At 72.5% G+C, this 15,455-nt stretch carries 13 protein-coding genes; 6 read left to right on the top strand and 7 right to left on the bottom strand.

The features are described from left to right. Window positions 1-334: 334 nt before the first annotated feature. On the bottom strand, window positions 335-1,135 hold the full coding sequence (locus CFW40_RS27365; RefSeq protein WP_088800515.1) for a VOC family protein: 801 nt from the start codon (window positions 1,133-1,135) through the stop codon (window positions 335-337). Window positions 1,136-1,325: 190 nt separating this feature from the next. After that, window positions 1,326-2,459: an acyl-CoA dehydrogenase family protein gene (locus CFW40_RS27360; protein ID WP_088800514.1), complete on the bottom strand. Its 1,134-nt coding sequence runs from the start codon at window positions 2,457-2,459 to the stop codon at window positions 1,326-1,328. A 239-nt stretch (window positions 2,460-2,698) separates the two neighbouring features. On the opposite strand from CFW40_RS27360, the gene CFW40_RS27355 reads away from it, so the two are divergent. Both CFW40_RS27355 and CFW40_RS27350 read left to right on the top strand, forming a co-directional pair. Further along, window positions 2,699-4,300 carry an AMP-binding protein gene (locus tag CFW40_RS27355; RefSeq protein WP_088800513.1) on the top strand — a complete coding sequence of 534 codons (1,602 nt, stop codon included), beginning with the start codon at window positions 2,699-2,701 and terminating at the stop codon, window positions 4,298-4,300. 9 nt (window positions 4,301-4,309) lie between these two features. Beyond that, entirely contained in the window at window positions 4,310-5,161 is an 852-nt protein-coding gene (locus tag CFW40_RS27350; protein ID WP_088800512.1) for a PaaX family transcriptional regulator C-terminal domain-containing protein, read from the top strand. 25 nt (window positions 5,162-5,186) lie between these two features. Here the strand turns inward: CFW40_RS27350 and CFW40_RS27345 are convergent, their stop codons facing one another. Continuing rightward, window positions 5,187-5,918 carry an HAD family hydrolase gene (locus CFW40_RS27345; protein ID WP_256331270.1) on the bottom strand — a complete coding sequence of 244 codons (732 nt, stop codon included), beginning with the start codon at window positions 5,916-5,918 and terminating at the stop codon, window positions 5,187-5,189. A 482-nt stretch (window positions 5,919-6,400) separates the two neighbouring features. On the opposite strand from CFW40_RS27345, the gene CFW40_RS27340 reads away from it, so the two are divergent. Next, window positions 6,401-7,036, top strand: coding sequence for a TetR/AcrR family transcriptional regulator (locus CFW40_RS27340; protein ID WP_088800510.1), 636 nt, complete (start codon window positions 6,401-6,403; stop codon window positions 7,034-7,036). Between the two features lie 57 nt (window positions 7,037-7,093). On the opposite strand, the gene CFW40_RS27335 is transcribed toward CFW40_RS27340, so the two are convergent. Then, window positions 7,094-8,122 (bottom strand): NADP-dependent oxidoreductase, encoded by a 1,029-nt coding sequence (locus tag CFW40_RS27335; protein WP_088800509.1) that lies wholly within the window; start codon window positions 8,120-8,122, stop codon window positions 7,094-7,096. A 225-nt stretch (window positions 8,123-8,347) separates the two neighbouring features. Here CFW40_RS27335 and CFW40_RS27330 point away from each other — a divergent pair, with 225 nt between their 5' ends. Together CFW40_RS27330 and CFW40_RS27325 are read left to right on the top strand one after the other, a co-directional pair. Next, window positions 8,348-8,944 (top strand): ScbR family autoregulator-binding transcription factor, encoded by a 597-nt coding sequence (locus CFW40_RS27330; RefSeq protein ID WP_256331271.1) that lies wholly within the window; start codon window positions 8,348-8,350, stop codon window positions 8,942-8,944. 145 nt (window positions 8,945-9,089) lie between these two features. Further along, complete coding sequence (locus tag CFW40_RS27325; RefSeq protein ID WP_088800507.1) at window positions 9,090-10,064, top strand: ScbA/BarX family gamma-butyrolactone biosynthesis protein; 975 nt, start codon at window positions 9,090-9,092, stop codon at window positions 10,062-10,064. 43 nt (window positions 10,065-10,107) lie between these two features. Here CFW40_RS27325 and CFW40_RS27320 read toward each other — a convergent pair whose 3' ends face one another. Both CFW40_RS27320 and CFW40_RS27315 read right to left on the bottom strand, forming a co-directional pair. Continuing rightward, window positions 10,108-12,441 carry a bifunctional salicylyl-CoA 5-hydroxylase/oxidoreductase gene (locus CFW40_RS27320; RefSeq protein ID WP_088800506.1) on the bottom strand — a complete coding sequence of 778 codons (2,334 nt, stop codon included), beginning with the start codon at window positions 12,439-12,441 and terminating at the stop codon, window positions 10,108-10,110. A 2-nt stretch (window positions 12,442-12,443) separates the two neighbouring features. Next, on the bottom strand, window positions 12,444-13,271 hold the full coding sequence (locus tag CFW40_RS27315; protein WP_088800505.1) for an enoyl-CoA hydratase family protein: 828 nt from the start codon (window positions 13,269-13,271) through the stop codon (window positions 12,444-12,446). A gap of 316 nt (window positions 13,272-13,587) precedes the next feature. Between CFW40_RS27315 and CFW40_RS27310 the strand changes: the two genes are divergently transcribed. Continuing rightward, the gene (locus tag CFW40_RS27310) at window positions 13,588-14,193 is read left to right on the top strand and encodes an ATP-binding protein (protein ID WP_088800504.1); all 606 of its coding nucleotides are present in this window, start codon (window positions 13,588-13,590) and stop codon (window positions 14,191-14,193) included. A 45-nt stretch (window positions 14,194-14,238) separates the two neighbouring features. Here CFW40_RS27310 and argF read toward each other — a convergent pair whose 3' ends face one another. Further along, window positions 14,239-15,243: an ornithine carbamoyltransferase gene (gene argF, locus CFW40_RS27305; protein WP_088800503.1), complete on the bottom strand. Its 1,005-nt coding sequence runs from the start codon at window positions 15,241-15,243 to the stop codon at window positions 14,239-14,241. Between the last annotated feature and the right edge of the window lie 212 nt (window positions 15,244-15,455).

Here is a 15,455-nt window from a genome sequence, read left to right as displayed (position 1 = left end):
GGTGCGCTCAGCCGGCGGGGGGGGACGGGGCGAGGATGACCTGAGGCCGGGGATCAGGAAGAGGAGGAGGGCAGGGGCTGCTCAGCCCCCGGCCAAGTTGTCTGGTGGGCACCGCACTTGGCAGGGAGGTCGTGGTGGCGCGAGGTGTCGCCAAGACCGTCGGGCCGCTGGGTGTCGCTAGGCGGCGCGGGCCTGCTCCCTACCGAACCCGGAGTGCCAGGTCATCGGGCAGCCCGCATCCGGCTCTCCGGCATCGGCGTGGGTGGGCGCCGGGGGTGGCGATCGGTGGAGCGCGTCGGCTCCGGCGCCAAGCGCCAAGGGGGCGCCGCCACGGTCACCCGGCCTCCTCAGGCGTGAGCACCACGAACTCCGCGCCCGAGGAGTCGTTGCAGACGGCGAGCCGGCCGACGCCCGCGGCGGTTTCCGGGCCCATGGACAGCGTGCCGCCATTGCCCGTCACCAGGCCTACGGTGGCGTCGCAGTCCTTGGAGCCGAACACCGGGTGCCAGTACGGCTTTCCGCCGGGGCCGAGCAGATCGGCGGGGACGCCCATGAGGCCGCCGTGCGTCCGGTCCTCGCCGCATCCCGCGGGGGTGAGCAGGGTGTAGATGCCGCCACCACCGGGGAGCGGTATGTCCTGGGTGCTCCAGCCGAAGACCGTCGAGTAGAAGGTCTGCGCGGCGGCCGGATCGGTGGTGTACAGCTCCGTCCAGCACAGGCTTCCGGCACCGTCCGCGGCTTCGAGGCCCGGGTAGCGCACCGGCTGCCAGACGGCGAACTCCGCGCCCTGCGGGTCGGCGAGCCGGGCGAACCTGCCGTCGTCCGCACCGACCAGGGCGGGCGCCGAGCGGACCGAGCCGCCGGCCTGCTCCACCGCCTTGGCCGTGGCCTGTGCGTCGGGGGTGTGGAAGTAGAGCGTCCAGGCGGAGCGGGCGCCCTCCTCGGGGAGCGGGCCGACCGCGCCGACAGCCGTGCCGTCGAGCCGGAAGAGCGTATATCCGCCCGCGTCCTGGTCACCGTAGGGTTCGGACCGCCAGCCGAAGACGGCCCGGTAGAAGGCCGTTGCGACCTCGACATCGGGGGCGCCGAGGTCGAGCCAGCACGGGGAGCCCGGGACGAAGTCAGTAGTGATCATGACGCTTCCCTTCGCGGATCCTCTGAATTCAGCGTGCCACCCGGCACTGACAACCGCCCGTCGGCCGGGCTCCGGCGTCCGCCCGTACGGGTGCGCGTACGCAGCGGGCGCCGACCGGGCACCGCACCCTGCGGCCAGGTCCGGAAGGTCCACCGCGGAGTCGGGCAACGCCTGTGCTCCGCAGGGGAGTTCAGGGGCGGTGTCGGTACAGCTCCTTGGCGATGATCGAGCGCTGCACCTCCGTGGCGCCCTCGTAGATGCGGGGTGCACGGACCTCGCGGTAGAGGTGTTCCAGCAGGTGGCCGCGGCGCAGTGCGCGGGCACCGTGGATCTGGACGGCGGCGTCGACGACGTACTGAGCGGTCTCGGTCGCCAGCAGCTTGGCCATGGCCGAGCGGCGGGCGATGTCCGGGGCCCCGGTGTCGTACGCGGAGGCGGCCGCGTACACCAGGAGGCGGGCGGACTCGACCCGGGTGGCCATCTCGGCGAGCTGGTGGCCGACCGACTGCAGGTCCCTGAGGGGGCCGCCGAACGCGGTGCGCGCGCCCGCGTGCGCCAGCGCCGCGTCCAGCGCGGCCTGCGCCATGCCGACCGCGAAGGCGCCGACGCTCGGCCGGAAGAGGTTCAGGGTGGCCATCGCGACGGCAAAGCCACCGTCCACCTCGCCCAGGACATCCGCCCTGGTCACGGGCGTGCCGTCGAACTGGAGCGTGCCGATCGGATGCGGGCTGAGCATGTCCAGGCGCGCACCGGTCAGGCCCGGACGGTCGGCGGGGACGAGGAAGGCGGTGACCCCGCGCGCGCCCGCCGCACCGCCCGTCCGGGCGAAGACGGTGGCGAAGTCCGCCTCGGGGGCGTTGGAGATCCAGCACTTCTCACCGGTGAGCCGCCAGCCGTCCGGGCCGTCCGGCTCGGCGGCCAGGGAGAGCGCGGCGGCGTCCGAGCCCGCGCCCGGCTCGCTCAGCGCGAACGACGCGACCGCGCGCCCCGCGGCCACCTGCGGCAGCCAGCGGGCGCGCTGGGCCTCGGTCCCGGACTGCACGATCGGACAGGCCCCCAGCCCCTGGAGCGCCAGTGCGGTCTCCGCCTCCGTGCACTCCTGGGCGAGCGATTCCCGCAGCAGGCACAGGTCCAGGGCGCGCAGGGCCCTGCCGTCGGGGAACAGGCGGCGCAGCAGGCCCAGTTCGCCCAGGGCCGCGACCAGCGGGCGGTTGAGCCGGCCCTCCTCGCCCTTCTCCGCCAGCGGGCTCAGCCGTTCGGCCGTCAGCGCCCGCAGTTCGGCGCACCATTCCTGTTCCTCCGGTCCCAGCGCGAATACGGTCACGAGGCGGCTCCCTGGTAGCGGTCCTCTATCGCGGTCTGTTGACTGCCGTCACGAACACGTTACGCTGACGACGGATCCGAACGGCAGTACCCGACCCGTGGAACGAGCAGGCAACCGCGCCGCCCCGAGCGGTCACCGCACCGTCCCTCACCCTCGCCCCGCCGTCTCCCGGCCGCTCGTCGGCCCCCTTCTCGCGAGTCCGCCATGATCCGTAAGACACGCCCTGGGGGGCATACGCCATGGAGCTACGGTCCTCGGCCCACACCGACACCTTCGCGCGCGACCGGCTGCCGCCCCACGACCAGTGGCCGCACCTCACCGACCTGGGCTACCCCGACCGGCTGAACTGCGGCGCCGAGCTGCTGGACGGCACCATCGCGCGGCTCGGCGCCGACCGGCCCGCGGTCCGTGACGCGAGCGGCCCGGTCTGGACGTACGGGCAGCTGCGTGCGCAGGTCGACGCGATCGCCCGTGCGCTCACCGGCCCGCTGGGGGTGGAGCCGGGCAACCGCGTCCTGCTGCGCGGGCCCACCACGCCCTGGCTGGCGGCCTGCTGGCTCGCCGTGATGAAGGCGGGCGCGGTCGCGGTCACCGTGCTGGCCGCGCAGCGCCCGAAGGAGCTGGCCACGATCGCGGCGATCGCGCAGGTGCGCCATGCGCTGTGCGACGTCCGCTCGGTCGACGACCTGGTCGAGGCCGGGATCCCGGGGCTGCGGATCACCACGTTCGGCGGGGACGGGCCGGGCGATCTGCGGCAGCTGGCCCGGCCCGGCGGCGCGCCGTACCCGGCCGTGGAGACCTCCGCCGACGATGTGGCGCTGATCGCCTTCACCTCCGGCACCACCGGCCGCCCCAAGGGCTGTATGCACTTCCACCGCGATGTGCTCGCCATCGCGGACACCTTCTCGGCACAGGTGCTGCGTCCGGAAACGGACGACGTGTTCGCCGGCAGCCCGCCGCTCGGCTTCACCTTCGGGCTCGGCGGGCTGGTGATCTTCCCGCTGCGGGCCGGCGCCTCGGCCTTCCTCGCCGACTGGGGCGGACCCGAGCGCCTGCTCGGCGATATCGCGGCGCACCGGATCTCGGTGCTGTTCACCGCGCCGACCGCCTACCGCGCCATGCTGCCCAAGCTCTCCGGGCACGACGTCTCCTCGCTGCGCCGGTGCGTATCGGCCGGGGAGAACCTGCCCGCCGCGACCTGGCATGCCTGGTACGAGGCGACCGGTCTGCGGATCATCAACGGCATCGGCGCCACGGAGCTGCTGCACATCTTCCTCTCGGCCGCCGACGGCGCGGCCCGCCCGGGGACGACGGGGGTGCCGGTCCCCGGCTTCCGGGCGCGGGTGGTCGGCGCGGACGGCACGCCGCTGCCGGACGGCGAACCGGGGCTGCTCGCCGTCCAGGGGCCCACCGGCTGCCGCTATCTCGCCGACTCCCGGCAGACCGACTACGTGCGGGACGGCTGGAACCTCACCGGAGACACCTATGTCCGCGAACCGGACGGCTACTTCCGCTATGTGGCCCGCGCGGACGACATGATCATCTCGGCCGGCTACAACATCGCGGGCCCCGAGGTGGAGGACGCGCTGCTGCGGCACCCCGACGTGTCCGAGGCGGCGGTGGTGGGACGGGCCGACGAGGACCGCGGGCAGGTGGTCGTCGCCCATGTCGTGCTGCGGCCCGGGGCCTGCCCGGGGGAGGACACCGTCGCCGCGCTCCGCGCCTTCACCAAGACCCGGATCGCGCCCTACAAATGCCCGCGCGAGATCGTCTTCCACACCTCACTGCCGCGCACCCCGACCGGCAAGCTCCAGCGCTTCCGGCTGCGGGACCCCCTCTAGAGTGACCCGGTGAACGACCAGCAAACACAGCGCACCCCACGGTCCCTGATCGTCACGTTCTACGGCGCCTACGGACGCGGCGGGGCCGGGCCGGCGGGCGGAACGGACGCTCCGGTGCCGGTCGCCGCCCTGATCCGGCTCCTCGGTGTGCTCGGGGTGGATCCGCCGTCGGTGCGCTCCGCGGTCTCCCGGCTCAAGCGGCGCGGGCTGCTGGTCCCCGCGCGTACGGCCACCGGCGCGGCCGCGTACGGGCTGTCCGACGCGGCCCGTCAGCTGCTGGAGGACGGCGACCGGCGGATCTTCGGCCGCCCGGCCGCCCGGCTGTCCGACGGCTGGGTGCTGGCCGTCTTCTCCGTCCCCGAGGAGGAGCGCCACAAGCGGCATCTGCTGCGCTCCCGGCTGTCGCGGCTCGGTTTCGGCACCGCGGCACCGGGTGTGTGGATCGCCCCCGCACACCTCTACGAGGAGACCCGGCACACCCTGGAGCGGCTGCAACTCTCCCCGTACGTCGACCTGTTCACCGGTGCGCACGCCGGTTTCACCCCCACGGCGGACGCGGTGGCCCGCTGGTGGGACCTGGACGCCCTCGCCGCGCGCCACCGCGCCTTCCTCGACGAGCAGGAACCCGTCCTGCGGCAGTGGTCGCGGCGCCGCTCGGTGCCCCCCGAAGCGGCCTTCCGCGACTATCTGCCGGCGCTGGACGCCTGGCGTCAGCTGCCCTACGCGGATCCCGGACTGCCCTCTCCCCTCCTGCCGGAGGACTGGCCGGGGGGCCGCGCGGCGGAGGTGTTCAGCCGACTGCACGCCGCGCTGCAGACCGCCGGGGCCCGTTACGCGCACGCGGTGACCACCGAGACGTAGCGTCCGCGCTCCGCCACCCGCCGCCTCAGCGACGGCGCGGCTGGGCCCCCACCCCGACGCCCGGCCGTGGCCGGGCAGCAGCGATCACCGAGACCACGTCCTTGAACGAGCCGCACATCCGGGTGCCGGCGACCGCGGCGAGCTCGCCGAACGTGCCGAGCCCGTAGGTCACCGCGACCGGCTCCATCCGCGCGGTGACCGCCATCCTCATGTCCCCCACGGTGTCCCCCACATACGCGCTCTGCCAGGCCGCGACACCGAGCCGGCCGGCCGCCCGCAGCACCATCTCCGGGTGCGGTTTGCCACGCCGGACCATGTCCTGGCCGATGACCGGGCCGACCAGATCCCGGATGCCCATGACGTCGAGCAGCGCCTCGGCGCTGCGGGTGGTCTTGGACGTGGCGACGGCCAGCTCCACGCCATGGGCGCGCAGCGCGGACAGTCCGGCGGTCACCCCCGGGAAGAGCAGCTGCGGTCCCTGGCACAGGACTTCATAGGCGAACAGTTCGCGGTAGCGGGAGATGGCCGCCTGCACCCGGCCGTCGTCCTCGGGCTTGCCCAGCAGCCGGCCGAAGGCGGGGCCGGGCGGTTTGCCGATGGCGGAGGCGGCCTGCCGGGCGGTCACCGAGCACCCCTGTTCCGAGGCCACCTTGACCAGCAGCTTGCTGATCGGGGGCAGGGTATTGGCGAGCGTGCCGTCCAGGTCGAAGACGGCGGCCCTGATCGTCTCGCCGCCGGCGCCCCGTGTACCTCTCACGGGACGTTCGACTTCCGTTGCTACGCGCATGGCTGGAGACCTTTCCGGATTCCGATGGGGGTGCAGGGGGTCGGGTGACGTTGCTGGCTCGGCTGGTGGGGCGGCCTGCGGTCGAGGACCGGTGAAGGCAGAGGCGGTCTCGCCATGACGCACCGCTGTCCAACGGCGGTACGCGACCGTCAAGGCGGCTGCAACGGAAGGGACCTTCCCGATTACCGCCTTCGGAGATTTAAAAACCGCCTGCGCTGTTTGTCAATGGACCCCGACCGCCCCTGACGGGTCGACAACACCCCAGCCGGGGGCCAGACTGGGAGGGATGGCGCCGAAACGGCCGCCGGGACTCCGACCGAGCGGCCGAACGCTGACTTTGCGTCAGGGCCTGCCAGTTCAGGCCAATCACCCGCAGCATACAGAACCGCATGGTTGGTTTTCTATGTAGACTGCATTGAGCTCGCAGCCGTACTAGAGACGGGACGGACACCGTGCCCACCCAGCATCGCGCCATCCAGAGCCGCCAGGCACTCATCCGCTCGGCCGCAGAGACCTTCCTGGAGAAGGGGGTACCCGCCGCGGGCATGGTCGAGATCAGCCGGCGGGCCAGGCTGAGCAAGGGAGCGCTCTACTTCCACTTCACCTCCAAGGACGACCTCACGCTCGCGGTGCGGGACGCGGCGCTCGCGACACTCCAGGAGATCGAGGACGCCTTCACCCGCTCACCGGAGCCACTGACCATCGCCGTAAGGGACTTCACCGTCGAGCTGTTCGGGCGGGTGCAGTCGGACGCCGTGCTGCGCGCCGGGCTGCGGTTGCGTCCGGAGACCGCGCCGGGGCTCGGCATCTACGCCCTGGAGCAGCGCTGGTACGCGCTCTTCCTCGACAAGGCGATGACCTGCGGGACCGGCGGGCCGGTCGGACCGCATGCGTCGGACACCGAACCGCGGCGCACGGCACAGCTGTTGACCTCGCTCGTGGTGGGCCTGCTCCACCTGGGCAGCGAGGACCGGACGTGGTGGGAGCGCGAGGCCGTGGCCGGGCTGTGGGCGTTGCTGCCGGCCGCGCCCGGACAGGTTCCCGCCGTCGGCATCCCGGCACCGACACAGATCACCGCGGCCGGCTGACCCGGACCGGCCGCGGGGCCTTTACCCGCCGACCCGTCCGGCCCGCGCGCCCAGGTCTCACAACTCGACCAGCACGGACCCGACATGACGCCCCTGGGTGAGTTCGCACAGCGCCCGTGGCGCCTGCTCGATCCCCTTCAGAAGGGCATGCGGGAAGACCAGGGAGCCCTCCCGCAGGCCCTGGCCGAACTCCTTTGTCCACTCCTGCGGCAGGTCCGGATGCGCGTGCAGGCCGAAGCCCCGCAGGAGCACCCGCCGGGTGATGATCAGCCCCGCGTCCAGCTCGACCGGGGCGGCGGCGCCCAGGCCCCCGCCCAGCTGGCTGGAGAGCGCGCCGACCAGCGCGAACCGCGCATCGGGGCGCGCCATGGCAAGTGCCGCCGTGAGCTGTTCGCCGCCCACGGTGTCCAGCAGCACATCGATGCCGCCCGGCGCCGCCCGGCGCAGCTGGCGTTCGATCGGCGCGGCGCCGCGCACGATCGTGTCGTCGTACCCCAGCTCGGCCCGCAGCCGGGCCGCCTTGCGCTCCGAGCCGGTGCTGCCGACGACCCGCCCGGCGCCCATCCGCCGCGCCAGCTGCCCGGCCAGACTGCCCACACCGCCCGCCGCCCCGGTGACGAAGACCGTGTCCCCCGGCCGCACCTCGGCGGCGAGGCGCAGCGCACCCCAGGCCGTCGCCCCCTGCGAGAGGTGCGCGGCCACAGTCGGCAGCTCGTCCGCCGCCAGCCGCCGGACACGCGACTCGTCGACGGCCGCGAACTCGCGCCAGCCGTAAGGATGATGGACCAGTTCGCCGGGCGCGAAGCCGCCGCCGGGAGCCGCCACCACCTCACCGACCGCGGAGCCCCACAGCGCCTCACCCGGCACAAATGAGGCCATGGGCAGCCGCATTCCGGCCATCTGCGTCCGCATCGCCGCGGTCACCGCCATCAGGCGGGTACGCACCAGTACCTGCCCCGGTGCGGGCTCGGGCACCGGGACCTCGACGACGGCGAAGTGACCTGTGGTCAGTTCACCGTCGGGGCGCTCGGCGAGCCGGACCTCGCGGTGCACGGTGGGTATGGCGGGGACGACGGTGGGGGGCATCGGACAGCTCCTCGCGCTCGTGGTGCTCGACGGCATCGCAGCGGTTCGCGACGCCGGATCGCGCCCTTCGGACTTCCCGCCCGTTCCACGCAATTCAATACCGCATGGTTGGCTTCTTTATGATGCGGAAATAGACTGCGCGGCCACGGGCAGCGGGTCGCACTCAGGCACAACAACTCCAAGAGAGCATACGGAGGATGATCGGTGGTCAAGCAGGAACGCGCAGTGCGCACCCGACGTGCCGTCCTCGAAGCAGCGGCTCATGTCATCGGCAGCCGCGGATACCAGGCCGCCACGATGGCCGAGATCATCCAGCGCGCCGGGGTCACCAAGGGAGCGGTGTACTTCCACTTCAGGTCCAAGGACGCACTGGCCCGCGCGGTGATAACGGAGCAGACGGATCCGTTCCTTCCACAAGTCAGCGAGTCCCGGCTGCAGGACGCCATCGACTTCACCCATCAGGTGGCGCTGGCCCTGCGCAGTGACCCGTTGCTGCAGGCCGGCACCCGGATCGCGGTCGAGACGACGTTCAGCGAGGACCCGCTCGTGCCGTACCAGGCCTGGATCGACATCATCACGACGATGTTCACCGAGGCCCGCGACAATGGCGAGCTGCTGGCGGGCGTGGCCCCGGACCGGGCGGCCGAGTTCTTCGTCTCCGCGTATATGGGAGTGCAGTTGTTCTCACGGGCCGCGACCAACCGCGCCGACCTCCCGGAGCGCGTGACGGCCCTGTGGAAGCACACCCTGCCGGGTCTGGCGTCACCGGGCGCGCTGGGCCACCTGGATCCGCACGGCCGCAGTGTGAAGATCCCGGCCTGAGGCCCTGCCCCCGCCGCCCCGGCGGAGCAGGACTCGTTCGAGGGGTCGAAAAACAAACCGCTTGGGCCGTATCTTATGGTCGGGCTGTCATCACCGAGGCTCGGCCCGTCAGGGCGTTGAGAGCCGCACACAGAAAGGAAGGCCTATGGCCGGCGCCACGCTCACGCCGTACTCACGCGATCAGCGCCACGACCTCGGAGGCCGGTTCGCCGACGGGATCCAGCCGTCGGAGCTCACCATGACCGTGCCGCGCGAGTACGTCCACCGCGCCGCCGTATCCGAGGTCTTCCTGACCAACTGGCGGCGCGACGACCAAGGCTGGGTGGTCAGCGCCCAGTGGCCGCGGGCCCACACCTTCTACGGTCCGGTCCACGGGCTGCACGACCCGGTGCTGCTGATAGAGACCGTCCGGCAGGCCGGGATATTACTGAGCCATGTCGCGTACCAGGTGCCGCTGGACCACCCGATCATCTGGCAGCGGGTCCGCTATGACCTCGCGCCGCAGGCGCTGCGCGCCGCGGACCATCCGGCCGAGGTCACGCTGCACGTCACCGACCACGACCTGGTCCGCCGTGGCAGCCGGCTGGTCAGCGTCCACCAGGAATTCCGGATCGTGTGCGACGGCGCCGACCTGGCTTCCGCGACGCTCATCTACTCCTGCCACAGCCCGGCCGTCTACCGGCGGCTGCGCGGCGAATACAGCGATCTGGCCCTCGCCAACTCCCGGAAACTGCCGCTGCCGGGGGCCGTCGCCCCGCAGTTGGTCGCCCGGGAACACGACCGCGATGTGGTGCTCTCCCCCACCGACCGCCCCGACCGCTGGCAACTGCGGGTGGACACCTCGCACCCGGTGCTCTTCGACCATCCCGTGGACCACGCGCCCGGCATGCTGATCGTCGAGGCCGCCCGGCAGGCCGCGCAGGCGGCAACGCCCGGCTTCACCGTGCCCGCCTCGATGGACTGTGCCTTCGAGCGCTACGCCGAACTCGATGCGCCGACCTGGGTGGAGGCGCGCACCACGGACCACACCGACGGCGACCGACGGCAGGTCGAGGTCACCGTCGAACAGCACGACAAGCCGGTGGTCTCGGCGCAGATCACCTGCGTACCGACGCCCTGACCGGCCCCGGAACGGCCCCGCCCCCGCTGCCCGTGCCTCCCCGTCACCGCAGCGTGAGGCGGGGCTTCGGCGCATCGGTGCGCCCGGTGGGCGGGGTGCGGCTGCCCGCCTGGTAGGGCAGCGGCCAGACGGCGCCCGGCCCCGCGTACCCCTGCTCCGCGGCCGCGTGCAGCGTCCAGTGCGGGTCGTACAGATGCGGTCGGGCCAGTGCGCACAGGTCAGCGCGACCGGCCAGCACCAGGGAGTTGACGTCGTCCCAGGAGGAGAGGGCGCCGACCGCGATGACCGGCACACCGAGGGTGTTGCGGATCCGGTCCGCGAACGGCGTCTGGTAGGAGCGGCCGTAGTCGGGGCGCTCGTCGGGGACGACCTGTCCGGTGGACACATCGATGGCGTCGGCGCCGTGCTCGGCGAAGGCGCGCGCGATCGCCACCGCGTCGTCCGCGGTGGTGCCGCCGGCCGCCCAGTCGGTTGCCGAGATCCGGACCGTCATCGGCCGGCCGGCCGGCCAGACGGCGCGCACCGCGTCGAAGACCTCCAGCGGGAAGCGCAGCCGGCCGGTGAGATCGCCGCCATAGGCGTCGGTACGGTGGTTGGTGAGCGGAGAGAGGAAGCCGGAGAGCAGGTAGCCGTGGGCGCAGTGGAGTTCGAGAAGGTCGAAGCCCGCCCGGGCGGCCGACTCCGCCGCGCGGACGAACTGCTCGCGGACGGTGTGCAGCCCGTCCGCTGACAAGGCATGCGGGATCTGGTTGACGCCGGCCCGGTAAGGCAGCGCGGAGGGCGCCACGACGGGCCAGTTGCCGTCCTGGAGCGGCTGGTCGATGCCCTCCCACATCAGCCGGGTCGAGCCCTTGCGGCCGGAGTGGCCGAGCTGGACGCCGATGGCGGTGCCGGGCGCCGAGGTGTGGACGAAGTCGGTGACCCGGCGCCAGGCCGTCTCGTGTTCCGGCGCGTACAGCCCCGTACAGCCCGGTGTGATCCGGCCCTCGGGGCTGACACACACCATCTCCGTCATCACCAGCCCGGCACCCCCCAGCGCGCGGGCCCCGAGGTGGACGAGGTGGAAGTCACCGGGGGTTCCGTCGCCGTCCGCGGCGGAGTACATGTCCATCGGGGAGACCACGACGCGGTTGCGCAGGGTCAGCTCGCCCAGCCGGAACGGCGTGAACATCGGGGGCGTGGCGGAAGGGATGCCCGCCTCGTGCTCGACGGCGGCGACGAAGCCGGGGTCGCGCAGCCGCAGGTTGTCGTGGGTGACGCGGCGGCTGCGGGTGAGGAGGTTGAAGGCGAACTGGTGGGGCGGCTGGTCGAGGTAGGTGGCCAGCTCCTCGAACCAGGCGAGGCTGGCGCGGGCGGCACGCTGGGTGGAGGCGACGACCGGGCGGCGCTCCTCCTCGTAGGCGGCCAGGGCACGGGCGGTGTCGGGCTGCTCCTGGAGGCAGGCCGCCAGCGCGAGGGCGTCCTCGACGGCGAGCTTGGTGCCGGAGCCGATGGAGAAGTGCGCGGTGTGCGCGGCGTCGCCGAGCAGCACCGTGTTGCCGTGCGACCAGCGGTCGTTGACGACCGTACGGAAGGCGATCCAGCTGGAGTTGTTGGAGCGCAACGACCGGCCGCGCAGCGCGTCGGTGAAGACCTTGGCGCACCACTCCGCCGACTCGCGCTCGTCACAGCGGTCGAGTCCGGCCGCCCGCCAGACCTCCTCGCGCATCTCGACGATGACCGTGCTGGCCCCGAGGGTGCCTTCCGCCGTCCCGGAGGGCGGTGCCCCGGGGCGCTGCGGGGCGGGCGAGGGTCCGGCGAAGGGGTAGGCGTGCAGCTGTACGACGCCGTGCTCGGTCTCGGCGATCTCGAAGCGGAAGGCGTCGAAGGCGAAGTCGGCGGCGAGCCAGATGTAGCGGCAGCGGTGGGTGGTCAGTTGCGGGCGGAAGGCGTCGGCATGGGCGGTGCGGGTCGCGCTGTGCACCCCGTCGGCGGCGATCACCAGGTCGTGCGTGCGGGCCAGCTCGGCGGCGGGCGGGGCCTCGGTACGAAAGCGCAGGTCGACGCCGAGTTCGCGGCAGCGCCGGTGGAGCACGGCCAGCAGCCGGCGCCGCCCCAGCGCGGCGAAGCCGTGGCCGCCGGAGGTCAGGGTGCGGCCGCGGTGCACGATGTCGATGTCGTCCCAGCGGACGAACTCCGCCTGGAGGGCGCGGTAGACCTCCGGGTCGGCGTGCTCGATACCGCCCAGGGTCTCGTCGGAGAGCACCACGCCGAAACCGAAGGTGTCGTCGGGCGCGTTGCGCTCCCAGACGGTGATCTCGCGGGCGGGGTCGAGGCGCTTGAGGAGGACCGCGGCGTACAGCCCGCCCGGTCCCCCGCCGATGACGGCGACCCGCATGGTTATTTCCCCTGCCACTTGGGCGTCCGCTTCTCGGTGAAGGCGGCGTGGAATTCCGCGTAGTCGGCGCTGTTCATCAGCAGCGCCTGGGTGGCGGCGTCCATTTCGACGGCGGCGGCCAGCGGCATGTCGAGTTCCGCGGTGAGCAGCGCCTTGGTCTGGGCGTGTGCCAGCGCGGGTCCCTCGGCGAGCCGTCGGGCGAGCGCGGCGGCCGCCTCGTCGGCCCGGCCCTCGTCGGCCAGCTCACTGATCAGGCCGAGCCGTTCGGCCTCGGGGGCCCGGACGGCGTCGCCGAGCATCAGCAGGCGGGTGGCGTGTCCGAGGCCGATCACCCGGGGCAGCAGATAGGCCGCGCCCATGTCACCGCCGGAGAGGCCGACCTTGGTGAAGAGGAAGGCGAAACGGGCGGACGGGTCGGCGACACGGAAGTCCGCGGCCAGCGCGAGCACCGCGCCCGCCCCGGCCGCGACCCCGTGCACCGCCGCGATCACGGGGAACGGGCACTCCCGCACCGCTCGTACGACCTGACCGGTCATCCGGTTGAAGTCCAGGAGCTGGGCGGTGTCCATGCCCAGGGTGGCGCCGATGATCTCCTCGACGTCGCCGCCGGAGCAGAAGCCGCGTCCCTCTCCCGCGAGCACCAGGGCACGTACGGAACGCTCCCTGGACAGCTCGGCGAGCAGATCGCGGAGGTCGGCGTAGGCCTCGAAGGTGAGCGCATTGAGCTTGTCCGGGCGCGACAGCGTGACGGTGGCGATCCCGTCCTGCCTGGTCACGCGGATGTGTTGCCAGGCGTCTGTACTGCGGGCTGATCCTGCGAACGGGCTCATCGGGCTGCCTGCCCCCTTTGGCCGACCGGCCGGGTGGATGGTGTTCCGGATGCCTTGTCGAAGTTATCACCGGTTGGTGACTGTCGTCACGAGGACGCGATAGCGGCGGGTCGGGACGTCATCGCGTCCTCGCCTCATGGCGGCATCGCGTCAGGGGGGCGCCACCGGTCGAAGGTCCCGGCCGCCGTATGACTTAGGTCGTGCCCTTTCCGGTCGCTCGCCCCTGCTCCGGCCGCCCGCGCGCTTCCTACCGTGGACGTGTCCCCTCCGGCCTCAGGTATCCGGCCCGGCATTTTGCGAACGGAACGGACAGCACATGCTGGAACCGCCCGCACCCTCGACCTGGCGCATCACGCTGCCGCGCGGCGCGACGGCCGTCCCCATCGCCCGCGCGATGGTCAGGACCGCCCTGCAGGACCTCCGGGCCACGGCCGACCGCACCACCGCACAGCTGCTGACCGCCGAACTCGTCGCCAATGCCCTGAAGCACACCTGCGATACGGACCCCATCGAGCTGGTGGTGGAGCTGCGGCCGGCCGGCTGCCGGATCGAGGTGCACGACAGCGATCCCCTCCTCGTCCGGGGGCTCGGCGGCCCGCTGCCCCTGCCGGGTCTGGACGTTCCGGTCACGGCGGGGACGCCGGGCGGGGCGGACGGGCCGGGCACAGCGGAGGGCCCCCGCGGGGCGGATGACGCCGTCGAGAGGACCGACGACGCCGAGAGCAACGGCGGCAATGTCTGCGCCGCCGTGGACGAGGGAACGAAAGCGGATACGGGTGAGAGGGAGGGCGAGGGCCACGGCCGCGGCCGTGGACTGCTGCTGATCCGGTTCCTCAGCTCCGCGTCCGGCTGCCGCCCCACACCCCGCGGCAAGGCCGTCTGGTTCACCCTCCCCGAGCTGCAGCGCTCACGCCGCCGCTGACACCGCGGCCGGCGTCGGCCCCGCCCGGTAGCCCGCCGGCCGGCCCTACCGGCCGAGCGTCGCGACCAGCACCGCCTTGATCGTGTGCAGCCGGTTCTCCGCCTCGTCGAAGACGACGGAGTGCGCGGACTCGAAGACCTCGTCGGTGACCTCCAGCGACGACAGCCCGTGCCGGGCGTGGATCTCCCGGCCGACCGCGGTACCGAGGTCGTGGTACGCGGGCAGACAGTGCAGGAACTTCACCTCCGGCTTGCCGGTCGCGCGCAGCACCTCCATCGTGACCGCGTAGGGGGCGAGCAGCGCGATCCGCTCGTCCCACACCTCCTTCGGCTCACCCATGGAGACCCAGACGTCGGTCGTCACGAAGTCCGCGCCGCGCACCCCCTCGGTCACGTCCTCGGTGAGCGTGAGGCGGGCGCCGCTGGTCTCGGCGAGCACCTGTGCACTGGCGACCACCGTCTCCTCGGGCCAGAGCTGCCGGGGCGCGACGATCCGTACGTCCATGCCGAGCAGGGCCCCGGTGACGAGGTAGGAGTTGCCCATGTTGTTGCGGGCGTCGCCGAGGTAGGCGAAGGCGGTCTCGGCCAGGGGGCGGCCACGGCCGTGCTCGACCATGGTGAGCACATCGGCGAGCATCTGGGTCGGGTGCCAGTCGTCGGTCAGCCCGTTGAAGACCGGCACTCCGGCGTAGGCGGCCAGCTCCTCGACGTCGGACTGGCGGCTCCCGCGGAATTCGATACCGTCGAACATCCGGCCGAGGACCCGGGCGGTGTCCTTCACCGACTCCTTGTGGCCGATCTGCGAACCGGACGGGTCCAGGTAGGTGGTCGAGGCGCCCTGGTCCGCGGCCGCGACCTCGAAGGCGCAGCGGGTCCGGGTGGAGGTCTTCTCGAAGATCAGGGCGATGTTCCGGCCCTGGAGACGCGGGACCTCGGTACCGGCGCGCTTGGCCGCTTTCAGCTCGGCCGCCAGGTCGATCAGTCGGCAGAATTCCTCGGCGCTGAAGTCCAGCTCCTTGAGGAAGTGGCGGCCGGTGAGGTCTATCGCCATCGGTGGGCTCCTGGTTTGCGGCAGTGGGAACGGACTCGACCCTGGAATTATATACGTACCCACGCATCCCTATGCGGAGCCATCGGTGAGGTACGGGCCGACGCCTCTCCCACGGACCAGGGCCACGCCCCCGGAGGGGCGCCCATGAAAGGGATACCGGGTCACACTCCCCGGACGGCTCCGGGGTCATGCCTTGCCGAACGGATCCGGGT

The sequence above is a fragment of the Streptomyces sp. 2114.4 genome (assembly GCF_900187385.1).
In the GTDB taxonomy this organism is placed as follows: Bacteria; Actinomycetota; Actinomycetes; order Streptomycetales; family Streptomycetaceae; genus Streptomyces; species Streptomyces mooreae.
The sequence above is the reverse complement of the archived record's forward strand: the minus strand, read 5'-3'. Positions and strand labels throughout refer to the sequence as shown.